Here is a 16,715-nt window from a genome sequence, read left to right on the forward strand (position 1 = left end):
GGAGCCGCTCGGCATCCGCCACGCGGAGGAGCTGTGGGAGGCCACCCAGGGCGCCGGGGAGAGCTGGGCCTATCTCGGCTACGGCCCCTTCGCCGATTTCGCCGCCTTCCGGAAGTTCCTCGGCGGCTTCGCCACCACGCACGACCCCATCGCCTGGGCGGTGCGGCCGCATCTCTCCGGCCGGGCGCTGGGCTGGCTGACGCTGATGGAGATCCAGCCCGCCAACGCCGCCATCGAGCTGGGCCACATCTGGTTCTCGCCGCGCATGCAGCGCACGCGCGCCGCCACCGAGGCGATGTTCCTGCTGATGCGCCACGCCATGGACGACCTCGGCTACCGGCGGCTGGTGTGGAAGTGCAACGCGCTGAACGCGCCCTCCCGCCGCGCCGCCGCGCGCCTCGGCTTCACCTATGAGGGGGAGCACCGGGCGCATCTGGTGGTGAAGGGGCGGCGGCGCGACACCGCCTGGTTCTCCATCCTCGACGAGGAGTGGCCGGCGCGGCGCGACGCCATCGCCGCCTGGCTGGCGGAGGAGAATTTCGACCATCGCGGCACGGCCCGCAGCAGCCTGCGCGCCGCCCCCGGCTGAGCCGGCGGAAGCGGGGCGGGAACCCGCGGCCGGTTTTCCCGTTTCGGAGGGGAGAATGATGGCCGGACCGGGCCGGCCCCCAATTCCTTCGCCCCGAGGAGCGGACCCATGCCGAACAACCACGATCCCGATCAGATGCGGGCCGCCCTCCAGGCCATCCGGCAGGGGCGGCCAGCGGCGGAGGGCAGGGGCGCGCCGCCCGCCGCCGGGGAAGGCGGGGGCGGCAGGCCCCCCCGGGGCGAGGGCCGCAGGGCGCGGCGGCCGGGCGAGATCCCGGCGCGGGGCTGGGCCAGCATCCTCAAGCGGGCGGTGCTGCAATCCAACGACGACCGGGTGATGACCGAGGCCGCCGGCATCACCTTCTATGCCCTGCTCTCCATCTTCCCCTCCCTCACCGCGCTGGTCTCCGTCTATGGCCTGTTCGCCGACCCCGTGACGGTGTCGAACCACCTGCAGCAGCTCGGCGGCTTCGTGCCGGAGGGCGGCATGCAGATCATCAACGAGCAGCTGCAGCGCCTGACGGGCGGCGAGCCGAGCAAGCTGGGCTTCGGCCTGATCTCCGGCCTGGTGCTGGCGCTGTGGAGCGCCAACAAGGGCACCAAGGCAATGTTCGACGCGCTGAACGTCGTCTATGACGAGCCGGAGAAGCGCAGCTTCATCCGCCTGACGCTGGTCTCGCTGGCCTTCACCCTGGGCGCGCTGGTCTTCATCCTGATCGCGATGGGCGCGGTGGTGGTGCTGCCGGTGGTGCTGCGCTTCGCGGGCCTGGAGAACAGCACGGAATGGCTGCTGCGGCTGGCGCGCTGGCCGCTCCTGCTGCTGGTCATCACCTGCCTGCTGGCCACGCTCTACCGCTTCGGCCCCAGCCGGGAGAAGGCGCGCTGGCGCTGGGTGAGCTGGGGCGGGGTGTTCGCGGCGGTGGGCTGGGCCGCCATCTCCGCCGGCTTCTCCTGGTATGTCGGCAATTTCGGCAATTACGACGCCACCTATGGCTCGCTCGGCGCGGTGGTCGGCTTCATGACCTGGATCTGGCTCTCCGCCATGATCGTGCTGGTCGGCGCCGAGCTGAACGCCGAGATGGAGCACCAGACGGCGCGCGACACCACCACCGGCCCCGAGCAGCGCATGGGCCGCCGCGGCGCCCGCATGGCGGACACCGTCGCCTGAAAGGATGCGGCCTGAGGCGGCACCTGCCGGCGGTTGACGCGGTTTCGTCATCCCGCCGTCAAGCGCCCGCAACAGGGCGGCCCTAACAGCGCCCGCATCGATCCCCGACGGAGTGCTTCCGATGCGCGCAATGCTGTTGGCCGCCACCGCCCTGCTGGGCCTGGCCGGCGCCGCCCAGGCCCAGCCGAAGCTGGAGGCCCGCCTGGCCGGTCATGCCATGCTGCCCGCCTTCACCATGACCCTGCCGCCGGCCGATGCCCCGCGCGACGCGCTGGTCTCCGGCAAGTTCACCGGCGCGGCGCGGGCGGAGCGGCCCGGCAGCATCCCCGGCACCACCGGCCCGGCGCCGGAAGGCCGCCCCACCGGCATCAGCCTGCCCTTCATCGGCCAGCCGGTGCAGGGCTTCTCCGGCATCAAGCCGGTGGAGGGCGAGCCGGGCGCCTACTGGGTGCTGACCGACAACGGCTTCGGCTCCAAGAAGAACAGCCCCGACGCGCTGCTGATGTTCCACAAGGTGCGGCCCGACTTCCGCGCCGGCAGCGTGGCGGTGGAGCGCACCGTGTTCCTCTCCGACCCCGATCGCCGCGTGCCCTTCCGCATCGCCTATGAGGGCACGGAGGCGCGCTACCTGACCGGCGCCGATTTCGACCTGGAGAGCATCCAGCCCATCCCCGGCGGCCAGGGCTTCTGGATCGGCGAGGAGTTCGGCCCCTACCTGATCCGCGTCGACGCCGAGGGGCGGGTGCGGCAGGTGGCCGAGACGCGGCTGGAGGAGAAGGTGATCCGCAGCCCCGACCACCCGGCGCTGACGGTCGCCGCCAGCCCCACCGCCGGCGTGCCCTTCCAGGTGCAGCGCTCGGGCGGCTACGAGGGCATGGCCATGCTGCCCGATGGCAGCCGCCTCTGGGCGCTGCTGGAGAAGCCGGTGCTGACCGCCGAGGGCAAGCCCGAGGGCGCCTTCCTGCGCCTGATCGAGTTCGACACGCAGAAGGCCGAATGGACCGGCCGCAGCCTGAAGTACCGGCTGGAGGCCGGCGCCACCGCCATCGGCGACTTCAACTTCATCGACGAGCGCCGCGCCCTGGTGATCGAGCGCGACAATGGCGAGGGCGACCCCTCCCTGGCCTGCGCCCAGGGGCAGATGCCGGGGCAGACACCGGGGCAGACGCCCCCGGGCTGCTTCGCCAGCCCCGCCCGGCACAAGCGCATCTACCTGGTCGACCTCGGCGCCGCCGATGCGGAGGGCTTCGTGAAGAAGCTCGCCTATATCGACCTGATGGACATCCGCGACCCCGAGGGCGTCGCCCGCCAGCGCGGCGACCGCGCCGCCGATGCCCCGCGCGAGCGCTTCGGCTTCCCCTTCTTCACCATCGAGGACGTGGCGATGGTGGATGCCGAGCACATCATCGTGGCGAACGACAACAACCTGCCCTTCAGCGCCGGCCGCCACCTGACGCGGGCGGATGACAACGAGTTCATCCTGCTGCACGTGCCGGAGCTGCTGCGGACGCGCTGAGTCCGGCGCCCTCCGGCGGGCGGGCGAGAGTCCTTGTGCCTCTTTCGCCCGCCGGAGAGCTTGCCCCCGTCCGGCGGCGCCCTTACGCCTGCGTCAGGATGGCCCGCCTCCCGCCCCTTCCGGGGGAGGGCGGGCCCGCAACCCGAGGAGCCCCGGCGGGGCGGAGACCCTGGATGCCGTTGCGCGACGCGACCCCCGATGACCTGCCGGCGGTCACCGCCATCTATGCCCACCACGTCCTCACCGGCACCGGCACGCTGGAGACGGAGCCGCCGGACCAGGCGGAGATGGCCCGGCGCATGGCGCAGATCCAGGGCGCCGGCTGGTCCTGGCTGGTGGCCGAGGAACAGGGCGAGGTGGTGGGCTTCGCCTATTTCCGCGCCCTCGGCGCGGAGGCCGGCTACCGCTACGCCGCCGAGGACGCGATCTATGTCCGCCACGACGTGCACGGGCAGGGCCTCGGCAAGTCGCTGGTCGCGGCGCTGCTGGAGCGGGCGGAGGCCGCCGGCTTCCGGCAGTTCTTCGCGGTGATCGGCGATTCGGAGAATGTCGGCTCGATCGGGCTGCATCTCTCGCTCGGCTTCCGGCAGGTGGGCATCATGCGCAGCGCCGGGCTGAAGTTCGGCCGCTGGCTGGATGTGGTGACGATGCAGCGCAGCCTCGGCGCCGGGGACCGCACCCTGCCCGAATAAGGCGCGCGCCCCCTCTTTCACACGGCCGTGCCCGGTCCTGGAAACGCCGGCCCGCCGCCCGCATTGAAGAGGGGCAGCGGACGGGGAGGGGGCTTTTGCTCGATCAGCTCGATCAGCTCGACATGGCGGCACGGCGGGTCGTCGCCTCCGTCAACTGGGCGCCGAACTGGGCCGTGAGCCTTGCCGTGCTGGCGGTGGCCGCGCTGACGGCGCGGCTGGTGCACCGGCTGGTGTTCCGCCTGCTGACGCGCCTGGTGCAGGAGCGGGATCTGTTCCTCCGCTCCCTGGTATCGCGCACCGCCGGGCCGGTGCGGCTGGGGCTGGCGGTGTTCGCCCTGTCCATCGCCGCCGGCATCGCGCCGCTGACCGCGCAGCAGGCCGGCATCCTGCGGCATGTCCTGCTGGTCTGCTTCATCGGGCTGGTCGGCTGGGTGATGCTGACGGCGCTGCGGATCTGGACCACCGTCTATCTCCGCCGCTTCAAGCTGGACGCGGAGGACAACCTCCTCGCCCGCAAGCACGCCACCCAGTCCCGCATCCTGCAGCGCGTCGCCGCCTCGCTGATCGTGGTGGTCACCGCCGCGGCGGCGCTGATGACCTTCGACGGGGTGAGGCAATACGGCGTCTCGCTGCTGGCCTCGGCCGGCGCCGCCGGCCTCGTGGTCGGCCTGGCGTTGCAGCCGGTGCTGAAGAACCTGATCGCCGGCATCCAGCTCGCCATCACCCAGCCGATCCGGCTGGAGGATGCGGTGATCGTCGAGGGCGAGTGGGGCAACATCGAGGAGATCTCCTCCACCTACGTGGTGGTGCGGCTGTGGGACTGGCGGCGGATGGTGCTGCCGCTGGCCTATTTCATCGAGCAGCCCTTCCAGAACTGGACGCGCGAAGGCGCGGCGCTGATCGGCACGGTGATGATGTATGTGGACCACACCGCCCCGGTTCCCGCCATGCGCGCCAAGCTGGAGGAGGTGGCCCGCGCCTCCCGCCTGTGGGACGGCCGCGTGGTGAGCCTCCAGGTGACGGACTTCAAGCAGGGCACCATGGAGGTGCGCCTGCTGGTCAGCGCCAGCAATGCCGGCCGTGCCTTCGACCTGCGCTGCGAGGTGCGGGAGAAGATGATCGGCTGGCTGCAGGCCGAGCACCCGCACGCCCTGCCGCGCCAGCGCGCCGAGATCGACCGCCTGCCGCCCGGCGCCGCTTGGCACGACGCGCCCCGCCGCGCCCCGCAGGAGGCCTGAGCGCGCCACCCCTGTCCCGCGCGGCTGTCACGCGGCGGTGAGCGCAGGCTGGGCGGGCGGGATGCTACAGCAGGGGCCGCGGCGCAGGGCGCGTGAAGGCGACTCCGGCCGGGCGCGGCCCGGGGAGACGGGGTTCCAGCCCCTGGCGCCGCGGGAGGAACGACAATGCTCGAGACTGTTCAGGACAGCCGCCGCGCCCTGCTCGGCGTGGCCGCCTTGGCCGCGCTGGCCCCCGCCACGGCCAGCGCGCAGCGCATCTACGGCCCCGGCGCCCCGCCCACCCGCTACCCGGATGCCGACATCGTGGCGCTGGACGAGAAGCGCTTCACCGCGCGCCTCGGCAACAGCAGCATCCGCCGGCTGCACACCGGCATGAGCTGGGCGGAAGGGCCGGCCTGGCACGCCACCGGCCGCTTCCTGATCTGGTCCGACATCCCGAACGACGAGTGCCTGCGGCTGACGGAGGAGAACCTGCATGTCTCCCGCCGCTTCCGCAGCCCCTCCGGCTATTCCAACGGCAACACCTTCGACCGCGAGGGACGGCAGATCGCCTGCCGCCACTTCCACCGCGACGTGGTGCGCTACGAGCCGGACGGCCGGCTGACCATCCTGGCCGCGCAGGGCCCGGACGGCCCCTTCAACGCGCCCAACGACGCCGTGGTCCACCCCGGGGACGGCGCCATCTGGTTCACCGACCCCGGCTATGGCGCGCTGATGGACTACGAGGGCAACCGCCTGCCCGAGGCCGCCAACTCCCCCCGCCCGCTGATCAAGGAGGCGGTCTACCGCATCGAGCCCGGCGGTGGCCGCGTCGAGAAGGTGGCGGACCAGCCCTTCAAGCCGAACGGCCTGTGCTTCAGCCCGGACTACCGCACCCTCTACGTGGCCGACACCGGCCGCAGCCACTACCCCGATGCCAAGAGCATCGTCTGGGCCTTCGACGTGCAGGGCGCCCGCCTCGCCAATCCGCGCACCTTCTGCAGCATGGAGATGGACGGGAAGACCGGCATGGCCGACGGCATACGCTGCGACGAGGCGGGCAATCTCTGGGTCGGCGCCGGCTGGGTGGGGGATGGCTATGACGGGGTGCATGTCTTCGCCCCCGACGGCCAGCGCATCGGGCTGATCAAGCTGCCGGAGATCTGCGCCAATCTCTGCTTCGGCGGCACGCGGCGGAACCGCCTGTTCATGACCGCCGGCCAGTCTCTCTACATGGTGCCGGTGGAGACCCGCGGCGCGCATTTCTGCTGACAGGCAGAAAGAAGAAGGGGGGCGCGGGGGGAATTCATTCCCCCCGCCCTTCGAGCCGGAACCGCGCCTGAGCCACACTGTCGCTGTCCAGCGCCGCCCGGATGGCGGCTTCTCCCTCCCCGGTCCTGACCACGGCGAGGATGGCATCGAACCAGGGCGCCTCGCCCCGGGTGCGGGCGAGGAACAGCCGGTCCAGCGCGATGGCCACGGGATTGCGCGGCTGGCAGCAGGCGCAGCCGATGGGGTGCGGCGTGGCGGGCGGCGCGGCGAAGCGCTCGACACGCGCCGGGCTTTGCGGCAAGGGGGCGCCGTCCTCGGCCAGCACCGTGGCCCCTGGGGGGGCGTCGGCGGCATCCAGCAGGCGGACGGGGGTTCGGGCATCGACGGACCAGCGCATGGCGCTAGACATAAAGAAGTCTTTATGTCATCCGCAAGCCCATGGAGACCCTGCTGGCGCAATTGCGCGCCACCGCCGAACCGACCCGCCTGCGCCTGCTGGCCCTCTGCGCCCGCGGCGCCTTCTGCGTGTCCGAGCTCTGCGCCATCCTCGGCCAGAGCCAGCCGCGCCTCTCCCGCCACCTGAAGCTGCTGGTCGAGGCCGGGCTGCTGGAGCGGCTGCCGGAGGGCGCCAATGTCTATTTCCAGCTCTCGCCCGAGGCGGCGCTGATCCGCCAGGTGCTGGCCCGGCTGCCGGAGGAGGAGCCGGTGGTGGCGGCCGACCGCCGCGCCGCCGCCCGCATCGCCGCCGAGCGGGCGCGCGCCGCCTCCGAGGCGTTCCGCCGCGACGGCGCGGACTGGGACGAGATGCGCGCCCTCGACCTGCCGGCCGCCGCCATCGAGGACGCGCTGCTGGCGCTGCTGCCTGACGGATTGGGCCGGGTGGCCGATATCGGCACCGGCACGGGCCGGCTGCTGGAGGTGATGGCGCCGCGCGCCGGCGCCGTGCTGGGGCTGGATGCCAGCCGCGAGATGCTGGCCCTGGCCCGCGCCCGCCTTGGCGAGCGGAACCTCGCCAATGCCAGCGTGCGGCTGGCCGACATGTACCGCCTGCCGCTGCCCGATGGCGGCTTCGACGCCGCCACCTTGCAGATGGTGCTGCACTATGCCGAGGACCCGGCCGCCGCGCTGGCCGAGGCGGCGCGCATCCTGCGCCCCGGCGGGCTGCTCGTGGTGATCGACCTGGCGCCGCATGGGCGGCAGGACGTGCTCTCCGGCCTCGCGCATCGCTGGCCCGGCTTCGACGATGCCGGGCTGGCCGGCTGGCTCGGCGCCGCCGGCTGCGCGCCGCTGCCGCCGGTCGAGATCGCCGGCCCGCTGCCGGTCCGGCTCTGGCCGGCGCGCCGGCTGGCCGTGCCGGTGGCCGCCCTGGCCGAAACCACCCTGACCTTCTGACACGAAAAGGCCCCCCTCCATGGCCCGTCCGCCCCTGCTCGAAGCCCTGCGCGACCGTGTCCTGCTCTGCGATGGCGGGATGGGCAGCCGTGTCCAGGCGCTCACCCTCGATGTCGAGAAGGATTACTGGGGCAAGGAGAACTGCACCGAGGTGCTGTGCCTCTCCCGCCCCGAGCTGGTGCGCGAGATCCACCGCGGCTACTACGAGGCCGGGTCGGACATGGTGCTGACCAACTCCTTCGGCGGCTCGCCGATCACGCTGGAGGAGTTCGAGCTGGGCTCGAAGGCCTTCGAGATCAACAAGCTCTCGGTCGAGCTGGCGCGCGAGGCGGCGGAGAGCTTTTCCGACGGCCGCGACCGCTGGGTGATCGGCGATATCGGCCCCGGCACCAAGCTGCCCTCCCTCGGCCATATCGACTACGACACGCTGGAGCGCGCGCTCACCGAGCAGTGCCGCGGCCTGATCGCCGGCGGGGCGGACGCGCTGCTGACCGAGACCAACCAGGACACGCTGTTCATCAAGGCGGCGGTGAATGCCGCCAAGATCGCGCTGCGCGAGGCGGGCCGCGACATCCCGATCTTCGTGCAGGTGACGGTGGAGACCACCGGCACCCTGCTGGTGGGCGCCGACATCGCCGCCGCCACCACCGTGGTGCAGGCGCTGGACGTGCCGCTGATCGGGCTGAACTGCGCCACCGGCCCGCAGGAGATGGCCGAGCATGTGCGGTATCTCGCGCAGAACTGGCCCGGGCTGATCTCGGTGCAGCCCAATGCCGGCCTGCCCGAGCTGGTGGACGGCCAGACCCACTACCCGCTCGCCGCGGCCGAGATGGCCTCCTGGATGGAGCGCTTCGTCACCGAGGATGGCGTCAACCTGATCGGCGGTTGCTGCGGCACCTCGACGCCGCACATCCAGGCGCTGGACGCCATGCTGCGCCGGGTCGATGGCGGGCGCTTCCGCCCGGCGCCGGTGGCGCGCAAGGTCCACTGGGTGCCGTCGGTCGCCAGCCTCTACGGCGCCACCACGCTGCGGCAGGAGAATTCCTATTTCTCCATCGGCGAGCGCTGCAACGCCAACGGCTCCAAGGCCTGGCGCGAGCGGCAGGCGGCGCATGACTGGGATGCCTGCGTCGCCATCGGGCGCGAGCAGGTGGGGGAGGGCTCCAACTCCCTCGACATCTGCACCGCCTTCGTCGGCCGCGACGAGATGGCCGAGATGAACGAGGTGGTCCGCCGCTTCACCGGCAGCGTCAACGCGCCGCTGGTGATCGACTCGACCGAGACGCCGGTGATCGAGGCGGCGCTGAAGCTGCATGGCGGCAAGCCGATCATCAACTCGATCAACTTCGAGGATGGCGAGCAGGCGGCCGAGGACCGGCTGAAGCTGGCCAAGAAGTTCGGCGCCGCGGTCATCGCGCTGACCATCGACGAGACGGGCATGGCGAAGACGGCGGAGGACAAGCTCCGCATCGCCACGCGTCTGGTGGAGTTCGCCTGCGGCAAGCACGGCCTGCCGCAGAGCGACCTGCTGATCGACCCGCTGACCTTCACCATCGCCACCGGCAACGAGGATGACCGCAAGCTGGGCGAGTGGACGCTGGAGGGCATCCGGCTGATCCGCGAGCGCTTCCCGGACATCCAGATCATCCTCGGCCTGTCGAACATCTCCTTCGGCCTGAACCCGGCCTCGCGGCACGTGCTGAACAGCGTGTTCCTCGACCACGCGGTGCGCGCGGGCATGACCGGGGCCATCGTGCATGTCAGCAAGATCAAGCCGCTGCACAGCATCCCGCCCGAGGAGGTGAAGGTCGCCGAGGATTTGATCTTCGACCGCCGCGCCGAGGGCTACGACCCGCTGCAGAAGCTGCTGGAAATGTTCGCCGGCCGTAAGGCGGCGGATGCGGTGAAGAAGGTGAAGGCCGAGACGGTGGAGGGCCGCCTGAAGGACCGCATCGTCGATGGCGACCGCAAGGGGCTGGACGACGAGCTGGCCGACGCGCTGGCCAAGGGCATCGCGCCGCTCGACATCATCAACGGCATCCTGCTCGATGGCATGAAGGTGGTGGGCGAGCTGTTCGGCGCCGGCAAGATGCAGCTCCCCTTCGTGCTGCAATCGGCCGAGACGATGAAGGCGGCGGTGGCCTGGCTCGAGCCGCACATGGAGAAGATCGAGGGCCAGGAGAAGGGCACCATCGTGCTCGCCACGGTGAAGGGCGACGTGCACGACATCGGCAAGAACCTGGTCGACATCATCCTGACCAACAACGGCTACAAGGTCGTCAACCTCGGCATCAAGGTGCCGCTGAACGACATGGTGGCGGCGGTGCGCGAGCATAAGGCGCATGCCATCGGCATGTCCGGCCTGCTGGTGAAGTCCACCGTGGTGATGCGCGAGAACCTCGAGGAGATGTCGCGCCTCGGCGTCGAGGTGCCGGTGCTGCTGGGCGGCGCCGCGCTGACGCGCAACTTCGTCGAGGATGACTGCGTCCGCGCCTATGCCAACGGCAAGGTCGCCTATGCGCGCGACGCCTTCGACGGCCTGCACCTGATGGACAAGGTGATGGGCAATGATTTCGACGGCTACCTGGCCGCGCTGCAATCGAAGCGCAGCGGCAAGTCGAAGAACAGCACCCGCACCCTCGGCACGGCCGACCCGCGCGGCTTCGCGCCGGTCGATGTCAACTACGCCGAGGCGCGGCGGCGGCGGCTGACGGCGGAGGAGGCGGTGCCGGTGCCGCCCTTCTGGGGCGCGCGGGTGATGGAATCCGACCCCAAGGCCATCATCCCCTTCCTCAACGAGCGCAGCCTCTACCAGTTCCAGTGGGGCTTCCGGAAGCAGGGGCGCAGCCTGGAGGACTTCATCGGCTGGGCGAAGCAGGAGCTGCGCCCGGTGCTGAAGCGCATGCTGGCCCTGGCCGAGCAGGAGAAGATCCTGCGGCCCCAGGCCATCTACGGCTACTGGAAATGCGCCGGCCAGGGCAACGACGTGGTCCTGTTCGAGGAGGACGGGGTGACGGAGGCGGCGCGCTTCACCCTGCCGCGCCAGCCCAAGGAGGATGGCGACTGCATCGCCGACTTCGTGCGCGACATCGGCGACGGGCCTGCGAGGCGCGACGTCATCGGCCTGCAGGTCGTCACCGTCGGCCAGAAGGCCAGCGACATCGCCCGCGAGTGGTTCGAGGGCAACCGCTACCAGGACTACCTCTATCTGCACGGCCTCTCGGTGGAGATGGCCGAGGCGATGGCGGAATACGTCCACAAGCGCATCCGCGCCGAGCTGGGCTATGCCGGCGAGGATGACCGCGACATGGAGAAGATGCTCTCCCAGGGCTACCGCGGCGGCCGCTACTCCTTCGGCTACCCCGCCTGCCCGCGGCTGGAGGACCAGGCGCCGCTGCTGAAGCTGCTGAAGGCCGAGCGCATCGGCGTCTCGATCTCGGACGAGTGGCAGCTCCACCCGGAGCAGTCCACCAGCGCCATCGTGCTGCACCACCCGCGCGCCAAGTATTTCTCCGTGTGAGAAGCGGGGCAGGGCGCAAGCCGGGGCGGGGCCGCGCCACAGCCCCGCCCTTTTCGGGTTTCCCTTCCCGGCGCTCCCTGGCCTAGAACGCCCTCGACTGGACACAGCGCAGGATGAGCGGAATGAGCCGTGCGACGACCCTCGCGACGGGCAGCGTGGGCGTGGCCCTGGCGGTGCTGGGGCTGAAGGCGCTGGCCTGGTGGCTGACGGGCAGCGTGGCCCTGTTCGCCGATGCGCTGGAATCGATCGTCAACGTCGCCGCGGCCGTCGCGGCGCTGCTGGCCATCCGCCTCTCCGCCACGCCGCCGGATGCCAACCACCCCTATGGCCACGCCAAGGCCGAGTATTTCTCGGCCGTGCTGGAGGGGGTGCTGATCGTCGTCGCCGCCCTGCTGATCCTGAACGAGGCCTGGGGGGCGTGGCAGGCGCCGAGCGCGCCCACGGTGCCGGCCATGGGGCTGGCCATCTCCACCCTGGCCACCGCCATCAATGGCGGCTGGTCCTGGCTGCTGTTCCGCAACGGGCGGCGGCTGCGCTCGCCGGCGCTGCTGGCCGATGCGCGGCACCTGCTGTCGGATGTCATCACCTCCGCCGGGGTGGTGGTGGGGGTCGGCGCCGTGGCGCTCACCGGCATCCTGTGGCTCGACCCGCTGCTGGCGGCGCTGACGGCGGTGAACATCCTGTTCTCCGGCTGGCAGCTGATGCGCGAGAGCGTCGGCGGGCTGATGGACGAGGCGGTGGAGCCGGGGCTGCTGGCGCGCATCCGCCACCTGGTCTCCACCGAGGCGGCCGGCGCCATCGAGGCGCACGACCTGCGCACGCGGCATTCCGGCAGCACCACCTTCGTCGAGTTCCACCTCGTCGTGCCCGGCGACATGCGGGTGGCCGAGGCGCACGAGATCTGCGACCGGATCGAGGCGGCGCTGAAGGCGGAGCTTGGCAGCGCCGTCATCACCATCCATGTGGAGCCGGAGATGAAGGCCAAGCACCAGGGGGTGCTGGTCCTCTAGAGTATTTTCCGTTCGTACTGGCTCACGGAAAAGGCTCTAGATCATTGTTTTCACGAGCGTCTTCACGCGATCAGGCGAAGCAGCCTGCTCGCGATCTGCTCTAGCGTTTTCCCGGGAGGGCGGCATGGTCAGGCTGGACAGGATCACCACGCGCGGCGGCGATGGCGGGCAGACCTCGCTCGGCGACGGCACGCGGGTGACCAAGGATTCGCTGCGCATCGAGGCGATCGGCGCGGTCGACGAGGCCAATGCCGCGATCGGCCTGCTGCGGCTGCACACCGAGGGCGGGCCGGACGCCATGCTGGCGCGCATCCAGAACGATCTGTTCGACCTCGGCGCCGATCTCTGCGTGCCGGGGGATGGCGAGGCGGAGGAAGGCGGCCGCGCCCGGCTGCGCATGGCCGACAGCCAGTGCGCCCGGCTGGAGGCGGAGGTGGCGACGATGAACGAGGCCCTGCCGCCGCTGCGCTCCTTTATCCTGCCCGGCGGCACGCCGGCGGCGGCGCATGCCCATCTGGCGCGCACCGCGGCGCGGCGGGCCGAGCGGGTGGTGGTGGCGCTGATGGCGGCCGAGCCGGTGAACCCGGCGGCGCTGCGCTACCTCAACCGCCTCTCGGACCACCTCTTCGTGCTCTCCCGCGCGTTGAACGCGGGGGGTGATGTGCTCTGGGTGCCGGGGGGAGAAAGGTAAGGGTTCTTTTTTGGAAAAAAGAACCAAAAAACTTTTTCGAGTTGGCGTTGCGCTCTGAGTGACAGCACGGCGCCAGACTCGAAAAGTCTTTTTGCTTCTTTTTCTTCAGAAAAAGAAGAACCCCTGTCTAGAACATCCACCCCAGCGCCTGCGCGCCGAACCAGCACAGCACCGCCAGCACGCCGGTGGCGAACAGGCAGCCGGCCAGGGTGATGCCCAGCCCCACCCCCACCACCCGGCTGTCCTGCTCCACCACGCCCAGCGCCATGATGATGGTGCCGAAGGCGGGCGGCCCGTTGGTGCCCGGCCCGGGCAGGATCAGCATGAGGGCGGAATAGACCGTCATCCACCCCACCAGCCGCTCGGCGAAGGGGGTGGTGAACCAGCCGGGGCGGGGCCGCACGAACCGCTCCACATGCCGCAGCCCGGTGGAGGAGGCGGAGGCCAGGCGCAGCAGGTCGGTGCGCTTCACCGTGCGGCCGGCCAGGAAGCGCGGCAGCTTCGGCACCCGCCAGCCCAGCCCCATCTGCACGCCCAGGATCAGCATGGGCAGGCCGAACACGCTGGCCATGCCCGGCAGCAGGCTGGGCAGGCAGAGCAGCAGGATCAGCAGCCCGAAGGCGCGCTCGCCGAAGGCCTCGGCCATCTCGCCCAGGCTGATCCGTTCGCCGGGGAAGGTCGCCGCCACCTCCGCCACGATGCGGGAGATGGGCGCGGACTCGTCATGCGCCGTCGCGGCCGGGGCGGAAGCCGGGGCAGGCGGCATCGTATCGAGCATCAAGGAAGCCTTGTCCTGTTGCTGGCGGTCGCGCGCTGTCTCAGTGCCGGCGCGGCGCGGACGCTTTCCGGGGGCGCCTGGCAGGGCATTCCGCTGCGGCGCCTGCTTCTGTCCCGACTGGGCCGGAAAGGCCAGCTTTTCCGTTCATCCTCGCTCCTTGCGCCGGTGGGGGCCGCCCGGATGCGGCCGTCCCGCGGCATGACGCCGTGTTAATCTTCGCGAAGATGAGGGTGGCGGGGGAGGGCTTCAACGCCCGCGCCCGGGCCGGTTGCGCTTTTCCCCGGCCCGGCGATGCTGGCCCGGCCCATCCCCCGCCCTCCAGGAGGCCCCGCCGATGCAGCCTGTCGATCTCGCCCTCTGCCTGGCGGTGGATGTCTCCGCCAGCGTGGATTTCGACGAGTTCGGGCTGATGGTGGGCGGCCTCGCCGCCGCCTTCCGCGCGCCGGACATCGCCGAGGCCTGCACGGCCGGGCCGCGCGGGGCGGTGGCGGTGTCGCTGCTGTTCTGGTCCTCGGCGCAGGAGGTGGCGGTGCCCTGGGCGCGCATCGCCGGCGCGGCGGAGGCGGAGGCGCTGGCGGAGGCGATCGGCAACGCGCCGCGCCTGCCGGGGCCGGGGGCCACCGCGCTCGGGCCCGGCATGGCGGCGGGGCTGGCGCTGCTGGCGCGCTTCGGGGGGGAGGCCGGGCGGCTGGTGCTCGATGTCTCGGGCGACGGCGCCCACAACCAGGGCCGCCCGCCCGGCCCGGTGCGGAATGTCGGGGTGGGGGCCGGCGTCACCATCAACGGGCTGGCCGTGCTGAACGAGGAGCCGGAACTGCTGGCGCATTACGAGGCGGAGGTGATCGGCGGCCCCGGCGCCTTCGCCATGAGCTGCGCCGACTATGCCGATTTCGCCGACGCCATCCGCCGCAAGCTGCGGCGGGAGATCCTGGGCGGCACGCTGGTGGCCTGAAAGCGCGCGCTTCCCCTTCCATTTCGGCCGGCCAGGGTGCAGCCTGGGGGTGGCTGTTTGTGCAGAGGCGCGGGTCGGGCCCGCCGGCTTCCGGATGGCCTTCCCCGAAGAGTTCGTCAGGACCGTCCACATGCTGTTGCTCATTCCCGGCCCCGTGCAGACCCGCCCCGAAGTGCGGGCGGCCATGGCCGTGGACATCGCCCCCTGGGACCGCGACTTCGCGCCCGAATACATCGCCATCCGCGAGAAGGTGCGGGACCTGGCCGGCGGCGTGGCCGGGCGGCATGTCTGCCTGCCCCTGCAGGGCGCCGGCCACTTCATCACCGAGGCGGCGGTGCGCACCTTCGTGCCGCCCGGCACCGGCAAGCTGCTGATCCCGATGAACGGCGCCTATGCCGAGCGCATGGCGCGGCTGGCGCGGGAGGCCGGGCGCGCCGTGGTGGCGCTGCCCGCGCCCGACACGCAGGGCGTGGCGCCGGAGGCGGTGGCCGCGGCGCTGGCCGCCGACCCGTCCATCACCCATGTCGGCGTGGTCTATTCCGAGACGGGCAGCGGCATCGTCAACGACGTGCCGGCGATCGGCGCGGTGGTGCGGGCGGCGGGGCGGCGGATGATCGTCGACGCCGTCTCGGCCTTCGGCGCGCTGCCCTTCAGCCTCAGCGAGCAGCCGGAGGTGGATGCCGTCGTCTTCACCTCCAACAAGTGCATCGAGGGGCTGCCGGGCATCGGCTTCGCCATCTCCCCGGTGGAGCGGGTGGAGGCGGCGCGCGGCAACGCCCAGTCCTGGTCCTTCGACCTCGCCGATGTGTACGACACGGCGCAGCGCGCCGGCTGGGGCAGCTTCCGCTTCACGCCGCCGGTGCAGGCGCTGCACGCCTTCGGCGTGGCGCTGGACATCTACCTGGCGGAAGGCGGCCAGCCCGCGCGCCTCGCCCGCTACCGCGAGAATTGCCGCATCCTCTACGAGGGCGCGCAGCAACTCGGCCTGCGCCCCTACCTGGACTGGGAGCACCAGGGGCCGATCATCGCCCTGTTCCACCAGCCGCAGGTGCCGGGCTTCGACCTGCAGCGCTTCGTCGAGGCGTTGAAGCGGCGCGGCGTGCTGATCAGCAATTTCTACAACACCGAGGCGCCGACCATGCGCATCGGCTGCATCGGCCATGTCGGGCCGGACGAGATGCGCTTCGCGCTCAACGCGCTGCGTGGGGCGCTGGAGGAGATGGGCGTGCGGCGGCGCGACGCCGCTTAGAAGGGAAGGGTTCTTTTTTGTAAAAAAGAACCAAAAAACTTTTTCGAGTTGGCGTTGCGCTCTAAGCAGAAGCGGAGCGCCAACTCGAAAAGTCTTTTTGCTTCTTTTTCTTCAGAAAAAGAAGATCGCTTCTACAACCCCAGCTTCCCTGCCAGATCCTCCAGGCTTTCCGACACGACTTCCCAATCCTGCTCCGGGCGCAGGTCGGTCGTCTGCCCCGGCCCGTGCTCGGTGGGGCGCGGGATGAAGGCGGTGCGCAGCCCGCAGCGCCGGGCGGCGGCGAGATCCCCATTGTGCGCGGCGACGAGCGCGATCTGCGCCGGCCGCAGCCCCAGCACCTCGGCGGTGCGGAGATAGGCCTCGGGCGAGGGCTTGTAGGCCTGCGCCACCTCGGCGCCGAGGATGGCGTCCCAGGGCAGGCCGGCGCGCTTGGCCATGTCCAGCATCAGCGCGATGTTGCCGTTGGAGAGGGGCGCGATGATGTAGCCCGCCTTCAGCCGGGTGAGGCCCGCCACCGAATCCGGCCAGGGGTCCAGCCGGTGCCAGGCGAGGTTGAGTTCGGTCAGTTCCACGTCCGGCACGCGGGCCGGGTCGATGCCGAATTCCGGCAGCACCTGCTCCAGGTTCTCGCGGTGCAGCACGTCGAGCCGGGTGAAGGGGCGGCGGCCGC

Annotated in this window: 15 protein-coding genes; 12 read left to right on the forward strand and 3 right to left on the reverse strand. The window is 71.2% G+C overall.

Annotated elements, in window-relative coordinates; genetic code table 11:
* The 6 genes from ACZJYS_RS15080 to ACZJYS_RS15105 all read left to right on the forward strand — a co-directional run.
* The coding region (locus ACZJYS_RS15080) for a GNAT family N-acetyltransferase (protein ID WP_493179367.1) at nt 1-589 on the forward strand (589 nt) is incomplete at its 5' end.
* A 108-nt stretch (nt 590-697) separates the two neighbouring features.
* On the forward strand, nt 698-1,756 hold the full coding sequence (locus ACZJYS_RS15085; RefSeq protein ID WP_245906124.1) for a YihY/virulence factor BrkB family protein: 1,059 nt from the start codon (nt 698-700) through the stop codon (nt 1,754-1,756).
* A 121-nt stretch (nt 1,757-1,877) separates the two neighbouring features.
* Nucleotides 1,878-3,272 carry an esterase-like activity of phytase family protein gene (locus ACZJYS_RS15090; protein WP_493179369.1) on the forward strand — a complete coding sequence of 465 codons (1,395 nt, stop codon included), beginning with the start codon at nt 1,878-1,880 and terminating at the stop codon, nt 3,270-3,272.
* 173 nt (nt 3,273-3,445) lie between these two features.
* Nucleotides 3,446-3,964: a GNAT family N-acetyltransferase gene (locus ACZJYS_RS15095; protein WP_493179371.1), complete on the forward strand. Its 519-nt coding sequence runs from the start codon at nt 3,446-3,448 to the stop codon at nt 3,962-3,964.
* A 95-nt stretch (nt 3,965-4,059) separates the two neighbouring features.
* Nucleotides 4,060-5,202, forward strand: a complete 1,143-nt coding sequence (locus tag ACZJYS_RS15100; RefSeq protein WP_493179373.1) for a mechanosensitive ion channel family protein — start codon at nt 4,060-4,062, stop codon at nt 5,200-5,202.
* Nucleotides 5,203-5,367: 165 nt separating this feature from the next.
* Nucleotides 5,368-6,453: an SMP-30/gluconolactonase/LRE family protein gene (locus tag ACZJYS_RS15105; protein ID WP_493179375.1), complete on the forward strand. Its 1,086-nt coding sequence runs from the start codon at nt 5,368-5,370 to the stop codon at nt 6,451-6,453.
* Between the two features lie 34 nt (nt 6,454-6,487).
* Here ACZJYS_RS15105 and ACZJYS_RS15110 read toward each other — a convergent pair whose 3' ends face one another.
* Nucleotides 6,488-6,862 carry a hypothetical protein gene (locus tag ACZJYS_RS15110; RefSeq protein WP_245906125.1) on the reverse strand — a complete coding sequence of 125 codons (375 nt, stop codon included), beginning with the start codon at nt 6,860-6,862 and terminating at the stop codon, nt 6,488-6,490.
* 29 nt (nt 6,863-6,891) lie between these two features.
* Between ACZJYS_RS15110 and ACZJYS_RS15115 the strand changes: the two genes are divergently transcribed.
* The 4 genes from ACZJYS_RS15115 (at nt 6,892) to ACZJYS_RS15130 (ending at nt 13,066) form a co-directional block, all read left to right on the forward strand.
* Nucleotides 6,892-7,845, forward strand: a complete 954-nt coding sequence (locus ACZJYS_RS15115; RefSeq protein WP_493179377.1) for an ArsR/SmtB family transcription factor — start codon at nt 6,892-6,894, stop codon at nt 7,843-7,845.
* A gap of 19 nt (nt 7,846-7,864) precedes the next feature.
* Nucleotides 7,865-11,365, forward strand: coding sequence for a methionine synthase (gene metH, locus ACZJYS_RS15120; protein ID WP_493179379.1), 3,501 nt, complete (start codon nt 7,865-7,867; stop codon nt 11,363-11,365).
* A gap of 122 nt (nt 11,366-11,487) precedes the next feature.
* On the forward strand, nt 11,488-12,375 hold the full coding sequence (locus ACZJYS_RS15125; protein ID WP_109515880.1) for a cation diffusion facilitator family transporter: 888 nt from the start codon (nt 11,488-11,490) through the stop codon (nt 12,373-12,375).
* 124 nt (nt 12,376-12,499) lie between these two features.
* Nucleotides 12,500-13,066, forward strand: a complete 567-nt coding sequence (locus tag ACZJYS_RS15130) for a cob(I)yrinic acid a,c-diamide adenosyltransferase (protein ID WP_493179381.1) — start codon at nt 12,500-12,502, stop codon at nt 13,064-13,066.
* Between the two features lie 127 nt (nt 13,067-13,193).
* Here the strand turns inward: ACZJYS_RS15130 and ACZJYS_RS15135 are convergent, their stop codons facing one another.
* On the reverse strand, nt 13,194-13,844 hold the full coding sequence (locus tag ACZJYS_RS15135) for an exopolysaccharide biosynthesis protein (RefSeq protein ID WP_245906152.1): 651 nt from the start codon (nt 13,842-13,844) through the stop codon (nt 13,194-13,196).
* A gap of 334 nt (nt 13,845-14,178) precedes the next feature.
* Here ACZJYS_RS15135 and ACZJYS_RS15140 point away from each other — a divergent pair, with 334 nt between their 5' ends.
* Together ACZJYS_RS15140 and ACZJYS_RS15145 are read left to right on the forward strand one after the other, a co-directional pair.
* Nucleotides 14,179-14,796, forward strand: coding sequence for a DUF1194 domain-containing protein (locus ACZJYS_RS15140; RefSeq protein ID WP_493179383.1), 618 nt, complete (start codon nt 14,179-14,181; stop codon nt 14,794-14,796).
* 130 nt (nt 14,797-14,926) lie between these two features.
* Nucleotides 14,927-16,045 (forward strand): 2-aminoethylphosphonate--pyruvate transaminase, encoded by a 1,119-nt coding sequence (locus ACZJYS_RS15145; RefSeq protein WP_109515883.1) that lies wholly within the window; start codon nt 14,927-14,929, stop codon nt 16,043-16,045.
* A gap of 131 nt (nt 16,046-16,176) precedes the next feature.
* On the opposite strand, the gene ACZJYS_RS15150 is transcribed toward ACZJYS_RS15145, so the two are convergent.
* Nucleotides 16,177-16,715, reverse strand: a 539-nt coding sequence (locus ACZJYS_RS15150) for an HAD-IA family hydrolase (RefSeq protein ID WP_493179386.1), incomplete at its 5' end; no start/stop codon positions are given.

This window comes from Roseomonas sp. TS2 (genome assembly GCF_058833935.1).